This is a genomic window from Streptomyces armeniacus, from assembly GCF_003355155.1.
Classification (GTDB): domain Bacteria; phylum Actinomycetota; class Actinomycetes; order Streptomycetales; family Streptomycetaceae; genus Streptomyces; species Streptomyces armeniacus.
This window is the reverse complement of sequence record NZ_CP031320.1, coordinates 5,938,848-5,959,520: the sequence shown is the minus strand read 5'-3', so window position 1 is coordinate 5,959,520 and position 20,673 is coordinate 5,938,848. Positions and strand designations below refer to the sequence as shown.

The 20,673-nt window shown below is 72.6% G+C and carries 17 protein-coding genes, 1 tRNA gene, 1 pseudogene and 1 CRISPR repeat array (1 of these 20 cut by a window edge); of the genes and pseudogenes, 4 read left to right on the top strand and 15 right to left on the bottom strand.

The window, feature by feature from the left end; genetic code table 11:
* A CRISPR array of direct repeats spans positions 1-447; the repeat unit is 29 nt; unit sequence GTGGTCCCCGCGCCTGCGGGGTTGTTCCC (it extends 193 nt beyond the left edge of the window).
* 1,148 nt (positions 448-1,595) lie between these two features.
* The gene (locus tag DVA86_RS25920) at positions 1,596-3,251 is read left to right on the top strand and encodes a recombinase family protein (protein WP_222623364.1); all 1,656 of its coding nucleotides are present in this window, start codon (positions 1,596-1,598) and stop codon (positions 3,249-3,251) included.
* On the opposite strand, the gene DVA86_RS25915 is transcribed toward DVA86_RS25920, so the two are convergent.
* Both DVA86_RS25915 and DVA86_RS25910 read right to left on the bottom strand, forming a co-directional pair.
* Positions 3,233-3,317 (bottom strand) — tRNA-Leu (locus DVA86_RS25915). The genes DVA86_RS25920 and DVA86_RS25915 overlap by 19 nt on opposite strands.
* Positions 3,318-3,482: 165 nt before the next feature.
* Positions 3,483-3,824 (bottom strand): annotated as a pseudogene (locus tag DVA86_RS25910) (sugar phosphate isomerase/epimerase); the annotation flags it as partial.
* Between the two features lie 37 nt (positions 3,825-3,861).
* Here DVA86_RS25910 and DVA86_RS25905 point away from each other — a divergent pair.
* Positions 3,862-4,392, top strand: a complete 531-nt coding sequence (locus DVA86_RS25905; protein ID WP_425470929.1) for an FAD-dependent oxidoreductase — start codon at positions 3,862-3,864, stop codon at positions 4,390-4,392.
* Between the two features lie 173 nt (positions 4,393-4,565).
* On the opposite strand, the gene recX is transcribed toward DVA86_RS25905, so the two are convergent.
* The 7 genes from recX to DVA86_RS25870 form a co-directional block, all read right to left on the bottom strand.
* Positions 4,566-5,213, bottom strand: coding sequence for a recombination regulator RecX (gene recX / locus DVA86_RS25900; protein WP_208881855.1), 648 nt, complete (start codon positions 5,211-5,213; stop codon positions 4,566-4,568).
* Positions 5,214-5,216: 3 nt separating this feature from the next.
* On the bottom strand, positions 5,217-6,368 hold the full coding sequence (gene recA, locus DVA86_RS25895) for a recombinase RecA (RefSeq protein WP_208881853.1): 1,152 nt from the start codon (positions 6,366-6,368) through the stop codon (positions 5,217-5,219).
* Between the two features lie 178 nt (positions 6,369-6,546).
* Positions 6,547-7,734, bottom strand: coding sequence for an AI-2E family transporter (locus tag DVA86_RS25890; protein WP_245997173.1), 1,188 nt, complete (start codon positions 7,732-7,734; stop codon positions 6,547-6,549).
* Between the two features lie 43 nt (positions 7,735-7,777).
* On the bottom strand, positions 7,778-7,972 hold the full coding sequence (locus tag DVA86_RS25885; RefSeq protein ID WP_208881851.1) for a DUF3046 domain-containing protein: 195 nt from the start codon (positions 7,970-7,972) through the stop codon (positions 7,778-7,780).
* Between the two features lie 56 nt (positions 7,973-8,028).
* On the bottom strand, positions 8,029-8,343 hold the full coding sequence (locus tag DVA86_RS25880; RefSeq protein ID WP_245997169.1) for an AzlD domain-containing protein: 315 nt from the start codon (positions 8,341-8,343) through the stop codon (positions 8,029-8,031).
* Positions 8,340-9,170 carry an AzlC family ABC transporter permease gene (locus DVA86_RS25875; protein WP_208881850.1) on the bottom strand — a complete coding sequence of 277 codons (831 nt, stop codon included), beginning with the start codon at positions 9,168-9,170 and terminating at the stop codon, positions 8,340-8,342. The genes DVA86_RS25880 and DVA86_RS25875 overlap by 4 nt, the downstream gene beginning before the upstream one ends.
* Positions 9,171-9,262: 92 nt before the next feature.
* Positions 9,263-10,093 carry an AraC family transcriptional regulator gene (locus DVA86_RS25870; protein WP_245997165.1) on the bottom strand — a complete coding sequence of 277 codons (831 nt, stop codon included), beginning with the start codon at positions 10,091-10,093 and terminating at the stop codon, positions 9,263-9,265.
* Between the two features lie 45 nt (positions 10,094-10,138).
* Between DVA86_RS25870 and DVA86_RS25865 the strand changes: the two genes are divergently transcribed.
* Both DVA86_RS25865 and DVA86_RS25860 read left to right on the top strand, forming a co-directional pair.
* Positions 10,139-14,818 (top strand): ATP-dependent helicase, encoded by a 4,680-nt coding sequence (locus tag DVA86_RS25865; RefSeq protein WP_208881847.1) that lies wholly within the window; start codon positions 10,139-10,141, stop codon positions 14,816-14,818.
* A 145-nt stretch (positions 14,819-14,963) separates the two neighbouring features.
* Positions 14,964-15,752 (top strand): Fpg/Nei family DNA glycosylase, encoded by a 789-nt coding sequence (locus DVA86_RS25860; RefSeq protein WP_208881845.1) that lies wholly within the window; start codon positions 14,964-14,966, stop codon positions 15,750-15,752.
* Between the two features lie 25 nt (positions 15,753-15,777).
* Here DVA86_RS25860 and DVA86_RS25855 read toward each other — a convergent pair whose 3' ends face one another.
* The 6 genes from DVA86_RS25855 to DVA86_RS25830 form a co-directional block, all read right to left on the bottom strand.
* Positions 15,778-16,014 (bottom strand): hypothetical protein, encoded by a 237-nt coding sequence (locus tag DVA86_RS25855; protein WP_245997162.1) that lies wholly within the window; start codon positions 16,012-16,014, stop codon positions 15,778-15,780.
* 280 nt (positions 16,015-16,294) lie between these two features.
* Positions 16,295-16,687, bottom strand: coding sequence for a helix-turn-helix domain-containing protein (locus DVA86_RS25850; protein ID WP_208881844.1), 393 nt, complete (start codon positions 16,685-16,687; stop codon positions 16,295-16,297).
* Positions 16,688-16,848: 161 nt separating this feature from the next.
* Positions 16,849-17,373 carry a CinA family protein gene (locus DVA86_RS25845; protein WP_208881842.1) on the bottom strand — a complete coding sequence of 175 codons (525 nt, stop codon included), beginning with the start codon at positions 17,371-17,373 and terminating at the stop codon, positions 16,849-16,851.
* Between the two features lie 4 nt (positions 17,374-17,377).
* Positions 17,378-18,145, bottom strand: coding sequence for a CDP-diacylglycerol--glycerol-3-phosphate 3-phosphatidyltransferase (pgsA, locus tag DVA86_RS25840; RefSeq protein WP_208881841.1), 768 nt, complete (start codon positions 18,143-18,145; stop codon positions 17,378-17,380).
* Complete coding sequence (rimO, locus tag DVA86_RS25835) at positions 18,142-19,668, bottom strand: 30S ribosomal protein S12 methylthiotransferase RimO (RefSeq protein WP_208881840.1); 1,527 nt, start codon at positions 19,666-19,668, stop codon at positions 18,142-18,144. The genes pgsA and rimO overlap by 4 nt, the downstream gene beginning before the upstream one ends.
* 92 nt (positions 19,669-19,760) lie before the next feature.
* Positions 19,761-20,555 (bottom strand): helix-turn-helix domain-containing protein, encoded by a 795-nt coding sequence (locus tag DVA86_RS25830; protein WP_208881838.1) that lies wholly within the window; start codon positions 20,553-20,555, stop codon positions 19,761-19,763.
* Positions 20,556-20,673: the final 118 nt, after the last annotated feature.

The window sequence follows — 20,673 nt, the reverse complement described above, 5'->3', positions numbered from 1 at the left end:
GCGCCTGCGGGGTTGTTCCCGCGAGCGCCACCAGCACCCGGCTCGTCTTCTGGTGGTCCCCGCGCCTGCGGGGTTGTTCCCTGCCCGCTCCGTACGGGACGGGAGGGCACGCGGTGGTCCCCGCGCCTGCGGGGTTGTTCCCGTGCAGAACGCTCACTGGGGTTCTCCTTGATGGTGGTCCCCGCGCCTGCGGGGTTGTTCCCGGACAGGGCGACCGTGCGGCGCTGACCAGCCAGTGGTCCCCGCGCCTGCGGGGTTGTTCCCCCGCCACGGCGTGCACCCCTGCGGGACACTGCGTGGTCCCCGCGCCTGCGGGGTTGTTCCCGGCTCGGGCCAGCCCCCGACCTCGTCCAGCATGTGGTCCCCGCGCCTGCGGGGTTGTTCCCGACACCACCTTCCCGGTGCGGGACATGTACCAGTGGTCCCCGCGCCTGCGGGGTTGTTCCCTCGCCCTCTGAACGGGGGTGCCATGGCGTACGGTATTCCCCGCGCACTCGGCGGTGGCCCCGAGACGCATCCTTGGTGGGAGTAGACGACTCCGTCTTCCCCGCACATGCGGGGGTGGCCCCTGTGGAGGCTGCCTCGAAGGTCCAGCTCCGAATTGTTCCCCGCACCTGCGGGGTTGTTCCCGGGCCCATTGGCTCGGTGCCGACGCCTGACCTGCGGTCCCCGCACCTGCGGAGTTGATCCCATGCGGCTGGTCGCACCCATGACGTCGTGGTCGTGGTCCCCGCGCCTGCGGGGTTGTTCCCCGGGCAAGTTCGTTTTCCGGAAGCCGTCTTACGTGGTCCCCGCGCCTGCGGGGTTTTTCCCACTTGGATCTGGAGCGGGCATCGGTCGAACTGGTGGTCCCCGCACCCGCGGGATTGTTGCCTGGCGCCAGCCCAGCGGACCAACGCCGCAGGTGACCTCTGTGATTCCGTGATCTCGGCGACCGTCCCCTCGTTCGTTTCCATATGCCTGATGCCCTGCCGAGGGCCGGAAGCAACGGTCAGCCGACGGTCTACCTATTAAGCGGAACTACCGTCTCGATCGCCAGCTGCCCGTCCCCGCCCGGCGGCTCACCCAGTTCCCCAGTTCCGAGCGCCCCGCCGAGGGCTCGAACCTGCGGCGGTCGGCCAAGTTTGGTTCTGTGCACCTCCCCTTGGTCGGAACGTGGCAATAACAGCTTCGGCAATCTCTATCTCCTGTGTGAGAACGAAGAACGGTAGCTCCAGCCATTACCCCTCCCCCCACGGCCCCTGCTCCCGCGCCTGGTGCCGACGGTTGCGATCCAGGACGCGTCTGTGACCGAGGGCCCTCGCTCGGCGGAACCGCCGATTGGCTTTCGCGTCCAGTTCGCCTCCGCGGAGCCAGAATTGACCGCAGAAGCCGCGGTACTGCTCTTGCGCATCATCAGCCGACACACATCCGACGCTGGCGCTCCAACGGGCGGCGAGCTACGACAGAACCGTCCACACGATGACCGGCCGAAGGACAGCTCGTAGATGCCTCAATCAGACCCCTCTTCTCCCCCGTGGCTTCGCCAATGGCACGCGCCACCCGCAACCACGGTGCCAGGCCGCCGAGCACCCCGATTCGCCTTCTACGGACGCGTGTCCACCGAAGATCAACAAGACCCGGAAGCCTCCCGCCTCTGGCAGCGCGGGCGTGCCGAAGCTCTGATCGCGGCAAGAGGTGGCGAGATCGTCGCCGAGTACTTCGACGTGGGAGAGTCACGGGCTCTGCCCTGGAAACGCCGCCCGCGTGCCAGCGCGCTGCTGGCCCACCTGGCGGACAGGGATCGCGAGTTTGACGCTCTCGTCATCGGTGAGCCACAACGCGCCTTCTACGGCAACCAGTTCGGCGACACCTTTCCGCTCTTCGTGCATTACAACGTGCCGCTCTGGGTGCCCGAGGTCGGCGGCGCCATCGACGGCGACAACGAGGCCCACGACTTGATCATGTCCGTGTTCGGCGGCATGTCCAAGGGAGAACGCAACCGCATCAAGGTCCGCGTGCACGCTGCCATGTCCTCGCAGACCCTCATGGAAGGCCGCTTCCTCGGCGGCCGACCGCCCTACGGCTACCGGCTCCGCGACCTGGGGCCCCACCCGAATCCGGGCAAGGCCGCCGAGGGCAGGCGACTCCACGGACTGGAACCCGACCCGGACACCGCACCCGTGGTCGTCCGGATCTTCAACGAGTTCCTGTGCGGGTACGGGATCTATGCCATCGCGGAGGGACTCACCCGCGACAGCATCCCCAGCCCTTCCGCCCACGACCCCCGCCGCAACCCCCACCGTGACACCCGGGCCTGGGCCAAGAGCGCCGTGCGCGCCATCCTCGACAACCCGCGCTACACCGGTCGCCAAGTATGGAACCGGCAGAAGAAGCACGAGTCGCTGCTCGACATCACCGACGTCAGCCTCGGCTACACCACCAAGATGCGCTGGAACACCCAGGACAAGTGGATCGTCTCCAAGGGGATCGTCCATACACCCCTCATCGAAGATGAGATGTTCGCCCGCGTCCAGGACATCTTCCGCGGGAAGGCACGGACAGGCCCGGCTCACGGTGTGCAACGCACCCGCCGTCCGTACCTACTGCGAGGGGCCCTCATCTGTGGCGTGTGCGAGCGGAAGATGCAGGGCCACTGGTCTCATGAGCAGGCGTACTACCGCTGCCGCTTTCCCAATGAATACGGGCTCGCGAACCGCGTCCAACACCCTCGCAACCTCTACGTACGCGAAGCATGGGTGACCCGGCCACTCGACGACTGGCTCGCGAAAGTGTTCCTGCCGCACCGCATCGACAAGACCGTCGACCTCATGACGGCAACCGCTCCCGACGCGGGCCGTCTCGATGTCACCGAATGCGCTCAGGCACGGGCCGAGATCGCACAGTGTGACGCCAAGCTCGCCACGCACCGCTCCGCCCTCGAAGCCGGTGCCGACCCCGGTCTGATCACCCGCTGGGTCGCCGAGACCCAGGCCGTACGGGCCCAGGCCGAGACGAAACTACGCCCTCCCCGTTCGGGCACGGACACCGGAATCTCGCGTGAACAGGTCGCAGACCTCATTCGTGCAGCGGGCGACCTCACTCAGGTGATCCACCAAGCCGCCCCGGCCGACAAAGCCGAGATCTATCAGAAGCTCGGTCTCCGCATCCGCTACGTGCCCGCACAACAAAAAGTGCTGGTTGAAGCGCACCTCAACCAGCACATTCCCGATACCCGTGGGGCACCAGTCGGTGTCCGAGGGGGGACTTGAACCCCCACGCCCGATAAAGGGCACTAGCACCTCAAGCTAGCGCGTCTGCCATTCCGCCACCCGGACAGGTGAGCCGCACGGCCTGGGGCCGTCGCGGCGATGCGGACCACCATACCAAGTCTTCGGAGTGGTTCTCACCTGCGTAAACCCCGCCCCCGACGGGAGGCGAAGGGTGACGGTGCGGCTACGTGGAGTGGTGACGGGGGTGGGGCGGGCCCCCGTCACCACTGGTCAGCAGCCGCGTACGCGCAGGGAGCGGAGGTGTTCGCTGGAGCGGCGGGCGGTGCTGAGGGAGCCGGCCGGGTTGGCGTCCGGGTCGACCGCGTCGTCGCGTTCCACGATCCAGTGGTGGCGGCGGCGGTGCCCGGGGACGTTGCCGACCCGCTCCAGGAAGTGGCGGTAGTCGATGTCGCCGTCGCCGACGTCGACCATGCGGTAGCCGTCGGGGGACGCCTCGTCGTGTTCGCCGTCCTTGACGTGGAAGAGGGGGAAGCGGTCGGGTGCGGCCAGTACGTAGTCGAGGGGTTCGAAGGGGGCCGGGGTGCCGTCGGGGCGGGTGCTGTACTTGTACTCACTCTGAAGCATTAAATGCAGAGCAGATTTTTGTGTTGTGGGGTCGGAGATGTGTATAAGGGGCAGGCTGACGGACGGGCATCTGGGGCGCGGGCTGCTGGGGGCGCCGCCCGCGTACGGGCGGTCGCCGCTGACGCCCGCGCCCACGCGTGCGTCGGCGGCCGCGGCTCCGGTGGGCACCGCCCCGGGCGCGGCGGTGCACGACGTGCCGGTCACCGCGCTGGACGGGACGAGCTGCCGGCTGCGCGAACGGCTGGGCGGGCGGGGCGGCGAGCTGATCGTCGTGCTCGTCGCGCCCGGCACGGGGGTCTGGGACAGCCGGCACTGGATGTCGGCCGGGCTGATGCCCGAACTGGCCGCTGCCGTCGGTTCGCTGCCGCTCCGCACCGACCTGCTGGTCACCGAGAACTACCCGGGGGCGGCGGCGCACACGGTCATGGTGATGCGTCCGGACGGGCACCTGGTGGCGGCGCTGCCCGGAGTGCGTACGGCGGAACTGCGGGCCTGCGCCGACGCCGTACGGGGGCTGGCGGGGCACTCGGCGGAGGACCGCCGGTCCCGCCGCTGACCGTACGGGCCTGCGCACGCGTCGCAGGCGACTTGGACGCCGGACCGTACCCGCACCGGCCGGTGCGGACCGGTGCACCGCGCGCCTGCTGACCGTATGGGCGCTCCCGCCCACGGGCCGCCGCGGGCCGGGTGTGGCCGGTGCCGCCGGTGTCCCGGCGGGCCGGCTGTGCGTCAGACATCGGGGAGGTGCTGCTCCAGCACCTCCGGGTCTTCCCCTTCCTCCTCCAGCGCCTGCCGGACCACGCGCAGGGCGACCCCTTCCGAGTAACCCTTGCGGGCCAGCATCGAGGCGAGGCGGCGGACCCGCTTGTCCCGGTCGAGGCCGCGTGTGGCACGCAGCTTGCGGTCGACCAGTGCGCGCGCGGTCTCCGCCTCCTGCTCGGGCTGGAGCTGCCCGACGGCCTCGTCGATGACCGTGGCGTCGACGCCTCTCGTACGCAGCTCGCGGGCGAGCGCGTGGCGGGCGAGCCCCCGGCTGTGGTGCCGGGACTCCACCCAGGCGTCGGCGAAGGCGGCGTCGTCGATCAGCCCGGCTTCCTCGAACCGGTCCAGCACCTCCTCGGCCGCCTCCGGCGGGATGTCCCGCTTGCCGAGCGCGGCCGCCAGCTGGCCACGGGTGCGCGGGGCCCCCGTCAGCAGCCGCAGACAGATCGCCCGCGCCCGCTCCGCCGGGTCCTTCGGTGTACGCGGTGGTCCCGCCTCGGCCCTCGACGAGGCGGGACCACCGCCGTTTCTTCTCCCCCTCCCGGACGCCGTGTCCGTGTCCGGGCCCCCGCCCGGCCCGGGGTCCGGGTCCGGCCAGTCGCTGCGCCGTGTCACGGACTAGCTCTTGGCCGCGGCGGCCTTGGACTTCCCCTTGGCTGCCGTGGCGGGCTCCGCCTTGGCGCCCGTCGCCGCGCCGGCCCCGCCGGCCCCTTCGACAGGTGCCGCGGCCGCACCGGCCGCGTCCGCGCCGGGCTCCGCCGCCGGCTCCTCCGGCTTCGCGCCGATGCCCAGCTTCTCCTTGATCTTCTTCTCGATCTCGTTGGCGAGATCGGGATTGTCGCGGAGGAAGTTGCGGGAGTTCTCCTTGCCCTGGCCCAGCTGGTCACCCTCGTACGTGTACCAGGCGCCGGACTTGCGGATGAAGCCGTGCTCGACGCCCATGTCGATCAGGCCGCCCTCGCGGCTGATGCCCTGGCCGTAGAGGATGTCGAACTCGGCCTGCTTGAAGGGCGGGGCCACCTTGTTCTTCACGACCTTGACCCGGGTGCGGTTGCCGACCGCGTCCGTGCCGTCCTTGAGGGTCTCGATCCGCCTGATGTCGAGGCGCACCGAGGCGTAGAACTTCAGCGCCTTGCCGCCCGTCGTGGTCTCCGGCGAGCCGAACATCACGCCGACCTTCTCGCGGAGCTGGTTGATGAACACCGCGGTGGTCTTGGAGTGGCTGAGCGCACCGGCGATCTTCCGCAGGGCCTGGCTCATCAGCCGGGCCTGGAGGCCGACGTGCGAGTCGCCCATCTCGCCCTCGATCTCCGCGCGGGGCACGAGCGCGGCGACGGAGTCGATGACGATCAGGTCCAGGGCGCCGGACCGGATCAGCATGTCGACGATCTCGAGCGCCTGCTCGCCGTTGTCCGGCTGGGAGAGGATCAGCGAGTCCACGTCCACGCCGAGGTTCTTGGCGTATTCCGGATCGAGGGCGTGCTCCGCGTCCACGAAGGCGACGGTCCCGCCCGCCCGTTGGGCGTTCGCCACCGCGTGCAGCGTGAGGGTCGTCTTGCCGGAGGACTCCGGTCCGTATACCTCCACCACCCGCCCGCGCGGGAGGCCGCCGACGCCGAGTGCCACGTCCAGTGCGGTCGAGCCGGTGGGGATCACCTCGATGGGCTCGTTCGGCCGCTCGCCCAGGCGCATCACGGCGCCCTTGCCGAATTGCCGTTCAATCTGTGCGAGCGCGGCGTCCAGCGCCTTCTCGCGGTCGGTTCCTGCCATGGGTGCCACCCGGTTGCTTGCTTGATTCGATCGCTTCACGTCCAAGACGCTAGCGCCTGCCACTGACAATCGGCCCGGACCTTCGCTCCGTACCGCCCCGGCACCTCTATAAGAATGGCTGTTCGATTTTCGTGTCAAGTGACCCCTGAAACCTGTGGAAAAGTCAAGAACGCCGAGTTCAGGAGGAGTTCCGGCGCTTCCACAGACGTCCCGGCGTGCGCCGGGACCGCCTCGGACGGCCGTGCACGCGCGGGTCCGTGACGTCGTAACGCTTCACGTACGCGCCGAGGAAACCCTGGAGCGTCGCCGTCGCCGGCACCGCGATCAGCGCGCCCACCACCCCCATCAGCGCGGTGCCCGCGACGACCGAGCCGAAGGCCACCGCCGGGTGGATGTCCACCGTCATCGCGGTGATACGGGGCTGCAGCATGTAGTTCTCGAACTGCTGGTAGAGCACCACGAAGCAGATCACCCACACCGCCGACCAGGGGTCCACCGTGAACGCCAGCAGCACCGGCAGCGCGCCCGCGAGATACGTACCGACGGTGGGCACGAACTGCGAGACCACGCCCACCCAGATCGCCAGCGCCGGGGCGTACGGCACCCCGAGCAGCTCCAGGAACACGTAGTGGGACAGCCCTGAGACCAGCGCCATCAGCCCGCGCGAATAGATGTAGCCGCCCGTCTTCGCCACCGCGATCTCCCAGGCCCGCAGCACCTCGGCCTGCCGCGCGGGCGGCAGCACCGAGCACAGGGCGCGGCGCAGGCGCGGCCCGTCCGCGGTGAAGTAGAAGGCGAAAAGGAACACCGACAGCAGCTGGAAGACCCCACCCAGGACGGTGGCCGAGAGCCCCCAGACGCTGCCCGCGTTCTGCTGCAGGTACTCCCGCACCCAGTCGGAGTGCAGCACCCCGGACTGGAGCTTCCCGGAACTGAGATTGGTGTGGAACGTGCCGTTGATCCAGTGCACGACGTCGTCCACGTAGGACGGCAGGTTCTCGATGATGAGCGTGATCTGGTCGGCCAGGACGGAGCCGAGCGCCGCGAAGAAGCCGGCCACCGCCGCCACCACACTGAGGAACACCAGCGCCGTGGCGAGGCCCCGGCGCATCCCGCGCGCGGCCAGCCAGTCGACGGCGGGCTCCATGGCGAGCGCGAGGAAGAACGCGATCAGCACGTTGAGCAGCAGCCCGACCAGCCGGTCGAAGGCCCAGCCCGCCAGCTGGAAGCACCCCAGGAGCGCGAGCGCGAGCATCATGGCACGGGGCAGCCAGCCCGGCATCCGGTCGCGGCCGGCGGGCCGCTCCGGCGGCGGTACGGAGTCGTCCGCTCCGCCCGCGCCCGTCCCTTCCGCTGTCGCTGGCACCCGGGGATTGTCCCGTATGCGGGCAAAGGTGGCGGTTAACGGCTCACCTCTTGTGGGCAGGGACATCCATCACGTCGCACACCACACGCCACACGTCCTTCGCCGGCCACCCGGCGTCGAGCGCCTCGCGTACCGTACGGCCGCCCAGCGCGGACATCACGTGGTCCCGGGCGAACGAGTCCGCGTACGCCTCGCCGAAGTGATCCGCCATCCGCTGCCAGAAAACCGTCAACCGCATGCGTTCAGTATCCCGTGCCACCGCCGGTCCCCCGCCCCGGCGTCCTCGGGCGGGCGTCAGGCCAGCGCCCGTACGGCCGCGGTGGCGAGCACGGCCACCCCGACGACGAGCAGGAACGGCGCACGCAGCAGCAGTGCGACGGCGGCCGCCGCCAGCCCGGCCGCACGCGCGTCGAGCACCAGGGCGGTGCCGTCGCTGAACGTCTGCTGCGCGGTCAGCGCCGCGAGCAGCGCCACCGGCAGCAGCGCCGCCAGCCGCCTGACCGCGGGGCGCTCGAGCGCGCCGGCCGGCACGGCGAGACCGAGCAGCTTGACCAGGTAGCAGCCGGCAGCGGTTACCGCGATCGCGATCCAGATCTCTGTCGGGGTCACCGGCCGTTCTCCGTTCCGCTCGGTTCGGCTGAGGTCTCTGCGCGCCCTTCGCGCACCTCGCGCCTCCGTACGGAGGCGTTTTCCGCGGCATCGTCCTCCGTACGGTGCGCGGTGCGGCCGTGCAGCAGCAGTACGGCGGGGGCGGCGAGCGCCGCGAGCAGCACGGGCACGCCCGCGGGCAGCACCGGCAGGAACGCCAGGCCCAGCACCACCGCGAGCCCTGCGGTGGCGCGTTCCGCGGACGTACGCAGCATGGGCGCGAGCAGTGCGAGGAACACCGCGGGCCCGGCCGCGTCCAGCCCCCACGCGCCCGTGTCGCCCAGCGCGGAGGCGCCGAGGGCGCCCGCGAGGGTGGTGAGGTTCCACAGCACGTACAGGGTGGCGCCCGCGACGGTGAAGCCGATGCGCGCGGCGCGCCTGTCGCCCTGTGCGAGCGCGACCACGGCCGTCTCGTCGATCACCCAGTGTGCGGCGAACGGACGCAGCCCGCGCGGCAGCCGCAGCAACGACGACAGCCGGAGCCCGTAGAAGGCGTTCCGTACGCCGAGGAAGAAGGCGCCGGCCGCGGCCGCGAACGGGCCTCCGCCCGCCGCGATCGCCCCGACCAGCGCGAACTGGGACGCGCCGGTGAAGACCAGCAGGCTGAGCGCACAGGTCTGCGGCAGGCTGAGTCCGGCACCGGCCGCCGTCACACCGAAGGCGAAGCCGGACAGGCCGACGGCGACGCCGACGCCCAGGGCGTCGCGTACGACGGCACGGTCGTCCCGGGATGTCTCTGACTGTTCTGGCTGCTCTGTCTGTTCCGTGTGTTCTGGCTGCTCTGGCACGGTCCGACGCTAGGCGGCGGAGCGGCCGGCGGTCTTGTACGTTTTTGCGCCCCGGCACGCTCCCGTACGCCCCCGCGACTGCGCGACCGCCCCTACGCCGCCGTGCCCCGCCGCTCCCGCTGGTAGGCGGCGGGCGGGACGCCGACGATCCGGCGGAAGTGCCGCCCCAGGTGCGGCTGGTCGGTGAAGCCGACGGCGGTGGCCACCTCGGCGGGCGGCGTCCCGGCCTCCAGCAGCCCCCGCGCCCTGCGCACCCGCGCGTCGGTGAGCCACGTGTGCGGCGGCATGCCGTACCGCTCCCGGAACGCCCGCAGCAGCGAGAACGGGCTCCCGCCCAGCTCCCCGGCGAGCTGCTCCAGGGTCGGCGGATCGGACATCCGCGCCTCGAGGATCGCGCGGGCGCGTACGGCGTTGCGCGCGCCCGCCGTACTGATCTCGCGCTCCGGCAGCGGCCCGCCGTGCCCGCGCAGCAGCCGCGCGATGGCGACGCGGAACAGGCTGTCGGCGGCCAGCGCGTTCCCCTCCTCCGCGGCCCGGTGCACCTCCGTCAGGAGGCGTGCGGAGCGCGCGTCGTCGGCGACCGTGTCCGCGAACCCGGCCGTGCCGCGCAGCACGGTGGTCTCGGCGGCGATGTCCGCGATGGTGCGGGAGTCGGCGTAGAGCGTGGCGTACGCCCAGCCCTCCGGCACACCCGCGTGCGACGTGTGCGGCACCTCCGGGTTGATCATGACGACCTGTCCCGCGCTGACCCGCTCCGTGCCGTACGGCATCCCGACGACCTGGATGCCCGCGGAGACCGCGCCGAAGACGTAGCCGTCGTGCGCGTGCCGCGGGAAGGTCTGCCGTACGTAGTGCGCGCGCAGCAGGTCGAGCCCCGGCAGCCGCTCGTACTGCCAGTGCCGTGCCCACTCCCCGCTGCTCACGGCTCCATTCTCGGCGCTGTCAGTGCCGGGGTGCACGATGGGGTCATGGCGCAGCGAAAGACCGGCTCGGTGCTGGACGTGTTCTCCCCCGCGACCCGTGCGTGGTTCACGGGGGCGTTCCACGCGCCCACGTCCGCGCAGGAGGGCGCCTGGCGGGCGCTGGCCGAGGAGTCGGACGCGCTGGTGGTCGCGCCGACCGGGTCGGGCAAGACGCTGGCCGCGTTCCTGGCGTCGCTGGACCGGCTGGCGTCCGTGCCGCCGCCCGCGGACCGGCTGAAGCGCTGCCGCGTGCTGTACGTATCGCCCCTGAAGGCCCTGGCCGTCGACGTCGAGCGGAATCTGCGCAGCCCGCTGACCGGCATCCGGCAGGAGTCGGTGCGGCTGGGGCTGCCGGAGCCGGAGATCCAGGTCGCGATCCGCTCCGGGGACACCCCGGCGACCGAGCGCAGATCGATCGCGCGCCGCCCGCCGGACATCCTGATCACCACCCCCGAGTCGCTGTTCCTGATGCTCACCTCGTCCGCGCGGGAGGCGCTGACCGGCGTGGAGACGGTCATCCTCGACGAAGTGCACGCCGTCGCCGGGACCAAGCGGGGCGCGCATCTGGCGCTGTCCCTGGAGCGGCTGGACGAGCTGCTGGACCGGCCGGCCCGCCGTATCGGCCTGTCCGCGACCGTGCGTCCGGTGGACGAGGTGGCCCGTTTCCTCTCCCCGCAGCGGAAGGCGACCGTCGTCCAGCCGCCATCGGGGAAGGAGTTCGACCTCTCGGTGGTCGTGCCGGTGGAGGACATGGGCGAGCTGGGGTCTTCTCCCGCGGCGGACGCCGGGGGCGCGGGCGGCGCCGCCGAGCGTCCGTCCATCTGGCCGTCGGTCGAGGAGCGCATCGCGGATTTGGTGCAGGCGCACCGCTCCACGATCGTCTTCGCCAACTCCCGTCGGCTCGCCGAGCGGTTGTGCAACAGACTGAACGAGATCGCGTACGAGCGCGCCACCGGCGAGCCACTCCCCGAGCACCACTCCCCCGCCGAGCTGATGGCCGAGGCGGGCGCCGCCAAGGGCGCGCCGCCGCTGCTCGCCCGCGCACACCACGGCTCCGTCTCGAAGGAGCAGCGCGCGCAGGTCGAGGAGGACCTGAAGGCCGGGCGGCTCCCGTCCGTCGTCGCCACCTCCAGCCTGGAGCTCGGCATCGACATGGGCGCCGTCGACCTGGTGATCCAGGTCGAGTCGCCGCCCTCGGTGGCCTCCGGGCTGCAGCGCGTGGGCCGCGCGGGGCACCAGGTCGGCGCGGTCTCGGCCGGGGTGGTCTTCCCCAAGTACCGCGGTGATCTCGTCCAGGCCGCCGTCGTCACCGAGCGGATGAAGGAAGGCGGCATCGAGGCCCTCCGCATCCCGGCCAACCCGCTGGACGTGCTCGCGCAGCAGCTGGTCGCCATGACGGCCATGGACACCTGGGACGTCGACGAGCTGCTCACGCTCGTACGCCGCGCCGCGCCGTTCTCCTCACTCCCGGAGTCGGCGTACACGTCGGTGCTCGACATGCTGGCCGGCCGGTATCCCTCGGACGCCTTCGCCGAGCTGCGCCCCCGCGTCGTCTGGGACCGCGTCGCGCACTCGGTCACCGCCCGCCCCGGCGCGCAGCGGCTCGCGGTCACCTCGGGAGGCACCATCCCGGACCGGGGCCTGTTCGGCGTCTTCCTCGCCGGCGCCGACCCGAAAAAGGGCGGCGGCCGCGTCGGGGAGCTGGACGAGGAGATGGTGTACGAGTCGCGGGTCGGCGACGTCTTCACCCTCGGCACCACCTCGTGGCGGATCGAGGACATCACCCGGGACCGCGTCCTGGTCACCCCCGCGCCCGGGGTGCCCGGCCGGCTGCCGTTCTGGAAGGGCGACCAGCTGGGCCGCCCGCTCGAACTGGGCCGCGCGCTGGGCGCGTTCCTCCGCGAGGTCGGCGGCCTGCCCGCCGAGGCGGCCCGCGCCCGGCTCACCGCGGCGGGTCTGGACGAGCTGGCCGTGCGCAACGCCCTGGCGTATCTGGACGAGCAGCGCGCCGCCTGCGGCCATGTCCCGGACGACCGGACGATCATCGTCGAGCGCTTCCGCGACGAGCTCGGCGACTGGCGCGTGGTCGTCCACTCCCCGTTCGGGGCGCAGGTGCACGCCCCGTGGGCGCTCGCCCTGGGCGCCCGGCTCACCGAGAAGTACGGCCTGGACGCGCAGGTCATGCACGCGGACGACGGCATCGTGCTGCGGCTGCCCGACGCCGACGTGATGGGCCTCGACCTGCTGGACGAAGGGCCGGGCGGCGACGCCTCGTACGACACGGAGCAGGCCCCCGTAGGCGCCGCCGACGTGCTGCTCGACAAGGGCGAGGTCGACCAGGTCGTCACCGACCAGGTGGGCGGCTCGGCGCTGTTCGCCGCCCGCTTCCGCGAGTGCGCCGCGCGGGCGCTGCTGCTGCCCCGGCGCAGTCCGGGCAAGCGCACCCCGCTGTGGCAGCAGCGTCAGCGCGCGGCCCATCTGCTGGAGGTGACCAGTGAGTTCGGCTCCTTCCCGATCGTGCTGGAGGCCGTCCGCGAGTGCCTGCAGGACGTCTTCGACGTGCCGGGCCTGACCGAGCTGATGGGCGACATCGAGGCGCGCCGGGTCCGGCTGGTCGAGGTGACCACCCCCGAGCCGTCGCCGTTCGCCCGCTCGCTGCTGTTCGGTTACGTCGCGCAGTATCTGTACGAGGGCGACTCCCCGCTGGCCGAGCGCCGCGCCGCCGCCCTCTCCCTCGACTCGCGGTTGCTCGCCGAGCTGCTCGGCCGGGCCGAGCTGCGCGAGCTGCTGGACGCCGACGCGCTGGCGCGGCTGGCGGACGAGCTGCAGTGGCGCACCCAGGAGCGGCGCGTCAAGGACGTCGAGGGCGTCGCCGACCTGCTGCGCGTCCTGGGCCCGCTCACGGACGAGGAGTTGGCCGAGCGCGGCGCGGAGCCGGGCTGGGCCGGGGAGTTGCAGGGCGCACGCCGGGCGATCCGGGTGCGGTTCGCGTCCCGGGACCACTGGGCGGCGATCGAGGACGCGGGCAGGCTGCGGGACGCGCTCGGCGTCGCGCTGCCCGTCGGCGTCCCGGAGGCGTTCACCGAGCCGGTGGCCGATCCGCTCGGCGACCTGCTCGCGCGGTACGCCCGCACGCACGGCCCGTTCACCTCGGCCGACGTGGCCGACCGGTTCGGCCTGGGGCCCGCCGTCGCGGACGGCGCGCTGCACCGGCTCGCCGCGGACGGCCGTCTCGTGCAGGGCGAGTTCGATCCCTCCGGGAGCGCCCAGGAGTGGTGCGACGCCGCTGTGCTGCGCCGCCTGCGGCGCCGCTCGCTGGCCGCGCTGCGCGAGGAGCTGGAGCCGGTGCCGCCCGCCGCGCTCGCCGCGTTCCTGCCGCGCTGGCAGCACCTGGACACGGGCAGCCTGCGAGGCGTCGACGGCCTGGTGCGCGCCGTCGAGCAGCTCCAGGGCGCGCCCGTGCCGGCCTCCGCGCTGGAGAAGCTGGTCCTGCCCGGTCGCGTACGGCACTACGCACCGGAGCTGCTCGACCAGCTCACCGTCTCCGGCGAGGTCCTCTGGGCGGGCGCCGGTGCGCTGCCCGGCAAGGACGGCTGGGTCTCCCTGCATCTCGCCGAAACGGCGCCGCTGCTGCTGGCACCGCCGCTGCCGCTCGAGCTGTCGTCGCTGCACGAGGCGGTGCTGGACGCGCTGCGCGGTGGGTACGGCCTGTTCTTCCGCCAGATCGCCGACCACGTCTGCGCCACGCACCCGGAGGCCACCGATCCGCAGCTCGCCGACACGGTCTGGGACCTGGCCTGGTCGGGGCGGCTCACCAACGACACCGTCGCGCCGCTCCGTTCGCTCCTCGGCTCCGGCCGCACCGCGGGCTCGACGGCGCACCGCGCCAAACGGGCCGTGCCGCGCGGCCGTTACGGCTCGCTGACCGGCGCCACGCGGCGCCCCGCGGCCTCCCGTACAGGGCCGCCGACGGTCGCCGGACGCTGGTCGCTGCTCCCCGCCCCGGAGAGCGATCCGACGCACCGCGCGCACGCGCTGGCCCGCACCCTGCTCGACCGGCACGGCGTGGTCACCCGGGGCGCGGTGCAGGCGGAGGGCGTCGAGGGCGGCTTCGCCGCGGCGTACCGGGTGCTGGCGGTCTTCGAGGAGAGCGGCCAGGCCCGCCGCGGTTACGTGGTCGAGGGGCTGGGCGCCGCGCAGTTCGCGATGGACGGCGCCGTGGACCGGCTGCGTGCGGTGAGCCAGGCGCGGGAGCCCGGAGCGCCCACGCGGAGCGGCGAGGGCGCGGCCGCACGCCCCGTGGTGCTGGCCGCCGCCGACCCTGCGAACGCGTACGGCGCCGCTCTCCCCTGGCCCGAGCCCCCGCCGGGCGCGGCGCACAAGCCCGGCCGGAAAGCCGGCGCGCTGGTGGTGCTGGTGGACGGCCACCTGGTGCTGTACATGGAGCGGGGCGGCAAGACGCTCCTCGCCTGGCCCGAGGGCCAGCAGACCGAGCCGGATCCGGCCGGCGGCGCCATGCTGCAGGCGGCGGCCGACGCGCTCGGCCAGGCCGCCCGGGACGGGGCGCTCGGCGGCATCACGGTCGAGCGGATGAACGGCGTCCCCGCGCTCACCGCCCCGTACGCCGCCGCGCTGGAGGCGGCGGGCTTCCACGCGACGCCGCGCGGCCTCCGGATACGGGCGTGACGGCCGTACGGGCACGGCCCGCGTCCGGTACGGATACGGGCCCGCTCGCGTCCGTACGGGCCCGGCTCACGGGCTCGTACGGCAGCCCCCGTCCGCACCGGCGGCCACGCCCCACCGCGTCCCGCACGTGCCGCATCATGGGTCCATGCCCGAGGGAGACACGGTCTGGCGCACCGCGCACGAGCTGCACACCGCGCTCGCCGGTGCCCCGCTGACCCGCAGCGACCTGCGGGTGCCGAAGCTCGCCACCAAGGACCTGACGGGCCGCCGCGTGCTGGACGTCACCCCGCGCGGCAAGCACCTGCTGGCCCGCTTCGAGGACGGCATCACCCTCCACTCCCATCTCGGCATGGACGGCTCCTGGCGGGTGCACGCACCGCGTGAGCGCTGGCGCGGCGGTCCGGCGCACCAGGTGCGCGCAGTGCTCGGTACGGCCGGGCACACCGCCGTCGGATACCGTCTCCCGGTGCTCGAGCTGCTGCGTACGGCCGAGGAGGACCGCGTGGTGGGCCATCTGGGCCCGGACCTGCTCGGCCCCGGCTGGGACCCGGACGAGGCGCTGCGCCGCCTCCTCGCCGACCCCGCCCGGCCGCTCGGCGAGGCACTGCTCGACCAGCGCAACCTGGCGGGGATCGGCAACGTGTACCGCTCCGAGCTCTGCTTCCTCGCCCGTGTACCGCCCGAGACGCCCGTCGGTGAACTCCGCGCGCCCGAACGCCTCGTCGCCCTCGCCCAGCGGCTCCTGGAGGCCAACAGAGCGCGTCTCGCCCGCAACACCACCGGCGACCGGCGCCGGGGCAACACGCTGTGGGTGTACGGGCGCGAGCACCGCCCGTGTCTGCGCTGCGGTACGGCGGTGCGCTTGGGCGAACTGGGCCCGCCCGCCGAACGGCGCATCGCCTACTGGTGCCCCCGCTGCCAGCCCGCCGCCTGACCCGTACAGGCCGGGCCCACGCGCCCTACGGGACGGCTCCGCCGCCGTCCGTACGCCCCGGCCCGCGCCGCTCGTCCCCGTACGCGACGGCGTGCACCGGCAGCAGGCTCAGTCCCCACCCGCCGGCCACGACCACCGCCTCCACCGGCCCGCACGCGTCCGGCCGTACGGCCAGCCGCCACGCCGCGTACGCGCAGACCACCGCGCCGGCAGCGCCCGCCAGGCGGCGAACTCGCCGCAGCAGCACGCCGCGTGTCCGCATGTCCGCCCGCCTTCCGTCCGCCGGGCGGGCCAGGGAGGTGCCGCCCCGGACGATGTTCCCGCACCGGGAGCGACCACGCGACCACACAGGGCGATACAAGGGCGCCCGCCGGACAGGGGCGGCGCAAGAGGGGGCGGAACACAGCGAGGCCCTGCCGGGTGGCCCCGGCAGGGCCTCGCCCTACGTCTGCGTGCGTCTGCGTCGCCACGTCCGTGCGGAACGTCCGTGTCAGGACATCCGCGCCTTCCCCCGTCACGCCGTCCGGGCCGGAACGCCCGGCTCAGGCCGCGACGACGTCCACGGCCTCCGTCGGCGCCTTGATGGTGACGCGCTCTTCCGGTACGCCCGTGACCGAAGTCACAGACGTCATACGCTCGATCGGGTTGAGCATCGACCGCATCGGCGCGGGCACCGTGTCGCTGGTGGCGGACTCGGCGAGCTCCGCGAGCGCCAGCTCGTCGCTGACCTCTCGCATGACCTCCGACATCCGCACTTCGAGGGCGTCGCAGATCGAGGAGAGCAGCTCGGACGAGGCCTCTTTCTGGCCGCGTTCCACTTCGGAGAGATAACCCAGCGAAACACGTGCGGACGAAGAGACTTCGCGCAGGGTACGGCCCTGGCGTTGGCGCTGCCGACGCAGCACGTCACCCAACAGGCGACGGAGCAGAATCATCGGTGCTCCTCCCTCTAGAACGCGCGGCGTCATCTGCGTGCCCCATACTGCGTTGGTCATGCGGCTGGGCCCTCGGACCCGTCATCCTTCATGCTCCACCGTACCCCCTCGGGCAGGGCCCGTGCGGGGAGCGATGTCGTGTTCACTCAGGGCTGCAAACATCAAATCCCCCCGGGATGTTCCGTATCCTCTGCCCCCGCATTCTCGAAGAGTTCGTCCCACAGCAGCTTGAGCGCCGCTTGAACCGCCGCCCCGCGCACCGCCGTACGGTCCCCGTCCAGCCGGAACTCCCGTACCGCGGGCGCTTCACCGCCCGGTCCGGCGACCGCCGCGAAGACCGTGCCGACCGGCTTCCCGTCCTGCGGTGTGGGCCCCGCCACTCCGGTGGTGGCGATGCCCCAGTCGGCGCCCAGTGCCCGCCGCACGCCCCCCGCCATGGCACCGGCCACGTCCGGGTCGACAGCGCCGCGCGCTTCCAGCAGGGCGCCGTCCACGCCCAGCACGTCCCGTTTGAGGCCGGTGGCGTACGCCGTGACGGACCCTCGGAAGACACGTGAGGCGCCCGGCACCTCCGTGATGCCGGCCGCCACCAGACCGCCGGTCAGCGATTCGGCGACCGCCAGCGTCTCGCCGCGGCGCGCCAGCTCCTCCAGCAGCCCGGCGGCGTACGCGCCCTCATCCCTCAAGCCCTCAGTCCTCAAGGGCGTCACGCACCTCGGCCGCGCCCCCGGGGTCGGCCGCCGCACGAGGCCCGGCCGGCTCGGCCTCTTCGCCCGCCGGCTCCGTGTGGCCCTCCGCCGCAGTCGCGGTCGCCGTCGCCGCACCCTCCGTCGCCTCCGCGAGCCCGGCCCGGCGGAGTACGACCGCCTGCCGTACGTAGTCCAGCCCGGTGCCCACCGTCAGCAGCACCGCCAGGCCCATGACCCACCAGCGCAGCGAGGCGAGCGGCCCGGTCAGCGCCAGCACGTACATGCCCACGGCGACGCCCTGCGCGAGCGTCTTCATCTTTCCGCCGCGGCTGGCCGGGATCACCCCGTGTCTGATCACCCAGAAGCGCATCAGCGTGATGCCCAGCTCGCGGACCAGGATCACCGTGGTCACCCACCAGGGCAGGTCGCCCAGGGCCGAGAGGCAGATCAGCGCCGCGCCCATGATCGCCTTGTCGGCGATCGGGTCGGCCAGCTTCCCGAAGTCGGTGATGAGGTTGTAGCGCCTGGCCAGTTCGCCGTCGAACAGGTCGGTGATCATGGCGATGGTGAAGGCCGCCCACGCGAACGAGCGCCACGCGGGGTCGTCCCCGCCGTTCGCCAGCATCAGCAGGACGAAGCCGGGCACCAGCAGCAGCCGGACCATGGTGAGGATGTTGGCGATGTTCCACAGGCTCACCTGGCGCACCGCCGCGGTCTTCGGCTTGGCCACCGGACCGTTACCAGCCGCGGAGGCCGGCACTCCGGTCATCTGCCCGCCTCCTCGCTCTCGCCGGGGAGCAGCTCGGCGACCAGGTCCACGCCCTCGGTCGCCACCACCCTCGCTTCGACCATACGTCCGACCGTCAGACCCCGGGGTCCCGCGCCGGTGAGCAGCACCTGCCCGTCCGTCTCCGGCGCCTGGTGCGCTCCGCGCCCCAGCGGACCCTCCGCCTCCGGGCCGGCGCCCGCACCGGCGGACTCCACCAGCACCCGTACGGTCTCGCCGACCCGCTCCTCCGCGCGCTGCGCGGTGAGCTCCTCGGCGAGCCGCGAGACCCGCTCCAGCCGCTCGGCGACCTCCTCCGGGGCGTTCTTCTCCGTGTACGTCGCGGCTTCCGTGCCGTCCTCGTCCGAGTACCCGAAGACGCCCACGGCATCCAGCCGCGCCGCGCTCAGGAAGCGCTCCAGCTCGGCCACGTCCGCCTCGGTCTCGCCGGGGAAACCCACGATGAAGTTCGACCGGACGCCCGCCTCGGGGGCCTTCTCCCTGATCGACTCCAGGAGTGCCAGGAAGCTGTCCGTGTCCCCGAACCGCCGCATGGCACGCAGCACCCCCGGGGCGGAGTGCTGGAAGGACAGGTCGAAGTACGGCGCGACCCCGTCCGTGCCCGTGAGCACGTCGATCAGGCCGGGGCGCATCTCCGCGGGCTGCAGGTAGCTGACCCGGACGCGCTCCATGCCGTCGACCGCGGCCAGCTCGGGCAGCAGCGTCTCCAGCAGCCGTACGTCGCCGAGGTCCTTGCCGTACGACGTGTTGTTCTCGGAGACGAGCATGACCTCCCTGACGCCCTGCTGCGCCAGCCACCTCGTCTCGCCCAGCACGTCCGAGGGCCGCCGGGAGATGAACGAGCCCCGGAACGACGGGATCGCGCAGAACGTGCACCGCCGGTCGCACCCGGAGGCGAGCTTGACGGAGGCGACCGGGCTGCTGCCCGTACGCCGGCGCAGCGGCGCGCGCGGGCCCGAGGCGGGTGCCACCCCGGCGGGCAGGTCGGCGGGCGCCTCGCGGGCCTCCTCGGGGGTCTCCTCCGGCGCGGCCGTCCCGTGCCCGGGCAGGGCCACACCGGCCCCCGCCTCCTGGCGCGCGGCGGGGCTCACGGGGAGCAGCTTGCGCCGGTCGCGCGGGGTGTGCGGGGCGTGTACGCCGCCGGCGAGGATGGTCTGCAGCCGGTCGGAGATGTGCGAGTAGTCGTCGAACCCGAGCACGCCGTCGGCCTCGGGCAGCGCGTCCGCGAGCTCCTTGCCGTACCGTTCCGCCATGCAGCCGACGGCGACCACGGCCTGCGTTCTCCCGTGGTCCTTCAGGTCGTTGGCCTCGAGCAGGGCGTCGACGGAATCCTTCTTCGCGGCCTCGACGAAGCCGCAGGTGTTGACCACCGCGACATCGGCGTCGGCGGCCTCTTCCACGAGGGCCCAGCCATCCGCCGCCAGGCGGCCGGCGAGCTCTTCGGAGTCCACTTCGTTGCGGGCGCATCCGAGCGTGACGAGGGCGACGGTACGGGGTTCGGGCATGGGCTCAGCCTACGTCGTCCCAGGCGGCCGTCCCCCAAAGATCGACGGGACAGCTGCTTCGTCCCGCTTCGGCCCTGCTCGTAACCGCCGCGTCAGCCCTGCTCGGGGTCGCCGCGGGTGTAGCTGACGCGCTCCACGTTGCCCTCGTCGCCGAGCCGGTCGACCTCCTTGCCGTTCACCCACAGGCGTACGGCTCCGGCGTTCCCGAGCACCAGGTTGATCCGCTTGTCGTCGGTGAAGGTCTTGGTGGCGCCGTCCTTCAGCGGTCCCTCGAAGATCAGCTTGCCGCTGTGGTCCTCGGCGGAGACCCAGCTGTTCCCGTCGTCGGCCACCATGCGGACGGTGACCTTGTCCGCGGGGACGCCCGCGACAGCGCTCTCGGAGGGCTTGGGGTCGGCGGGCCGGGTCGGGGTCGGCTTCTGGGTGGTGGGCTTGGACGACGGCTTGGGGTCGGCGACCTTGTTGCCGGACTCGCCGCTGTCGCCGTTGAAGAGGGTGAATCCGACGAAGCCGACGACCGCGACGATCGCCGCGACCATGGCTGCCGTCCAGTTCGGCCGGCGCGGCTCCGGACGGATGCGCTCCGCCTCGAACAGTGCGGCCGCCGGGGTGGGCTCGGGGCGTCCGCCGTGCTCCTCGTCGTACTGCGCGACGAGCGCCTCGGGGTCCAGTCCGACGGCGCGGGCGAGCGTACGGATGTGGCCGCGTGCGTAGACATCCCCGCCACAGCGGGAGAAATCGTCGTCCTCGATTCCGTGCACGATGGGCACACGCACTCGGGTTGACGTACTGACCTCGTCCACGGTCAGGCGTGCGTCGATTCGGGCCTGATGGAGGGCTCGACCGACCGAGGGCCGGTCCTCTTCGGGGGAGTTGCCGATGGACACGAGGGCGCCTTTCGAGCTGCAGCCACCTGCTGGAGGTTCAGTCTAGGGGGGTCGCAAAAGGGTGGGGCAAGCGGGCGGGCGGATTTGTCCGCCATCAGGATTGCCGTACCGCCTGACA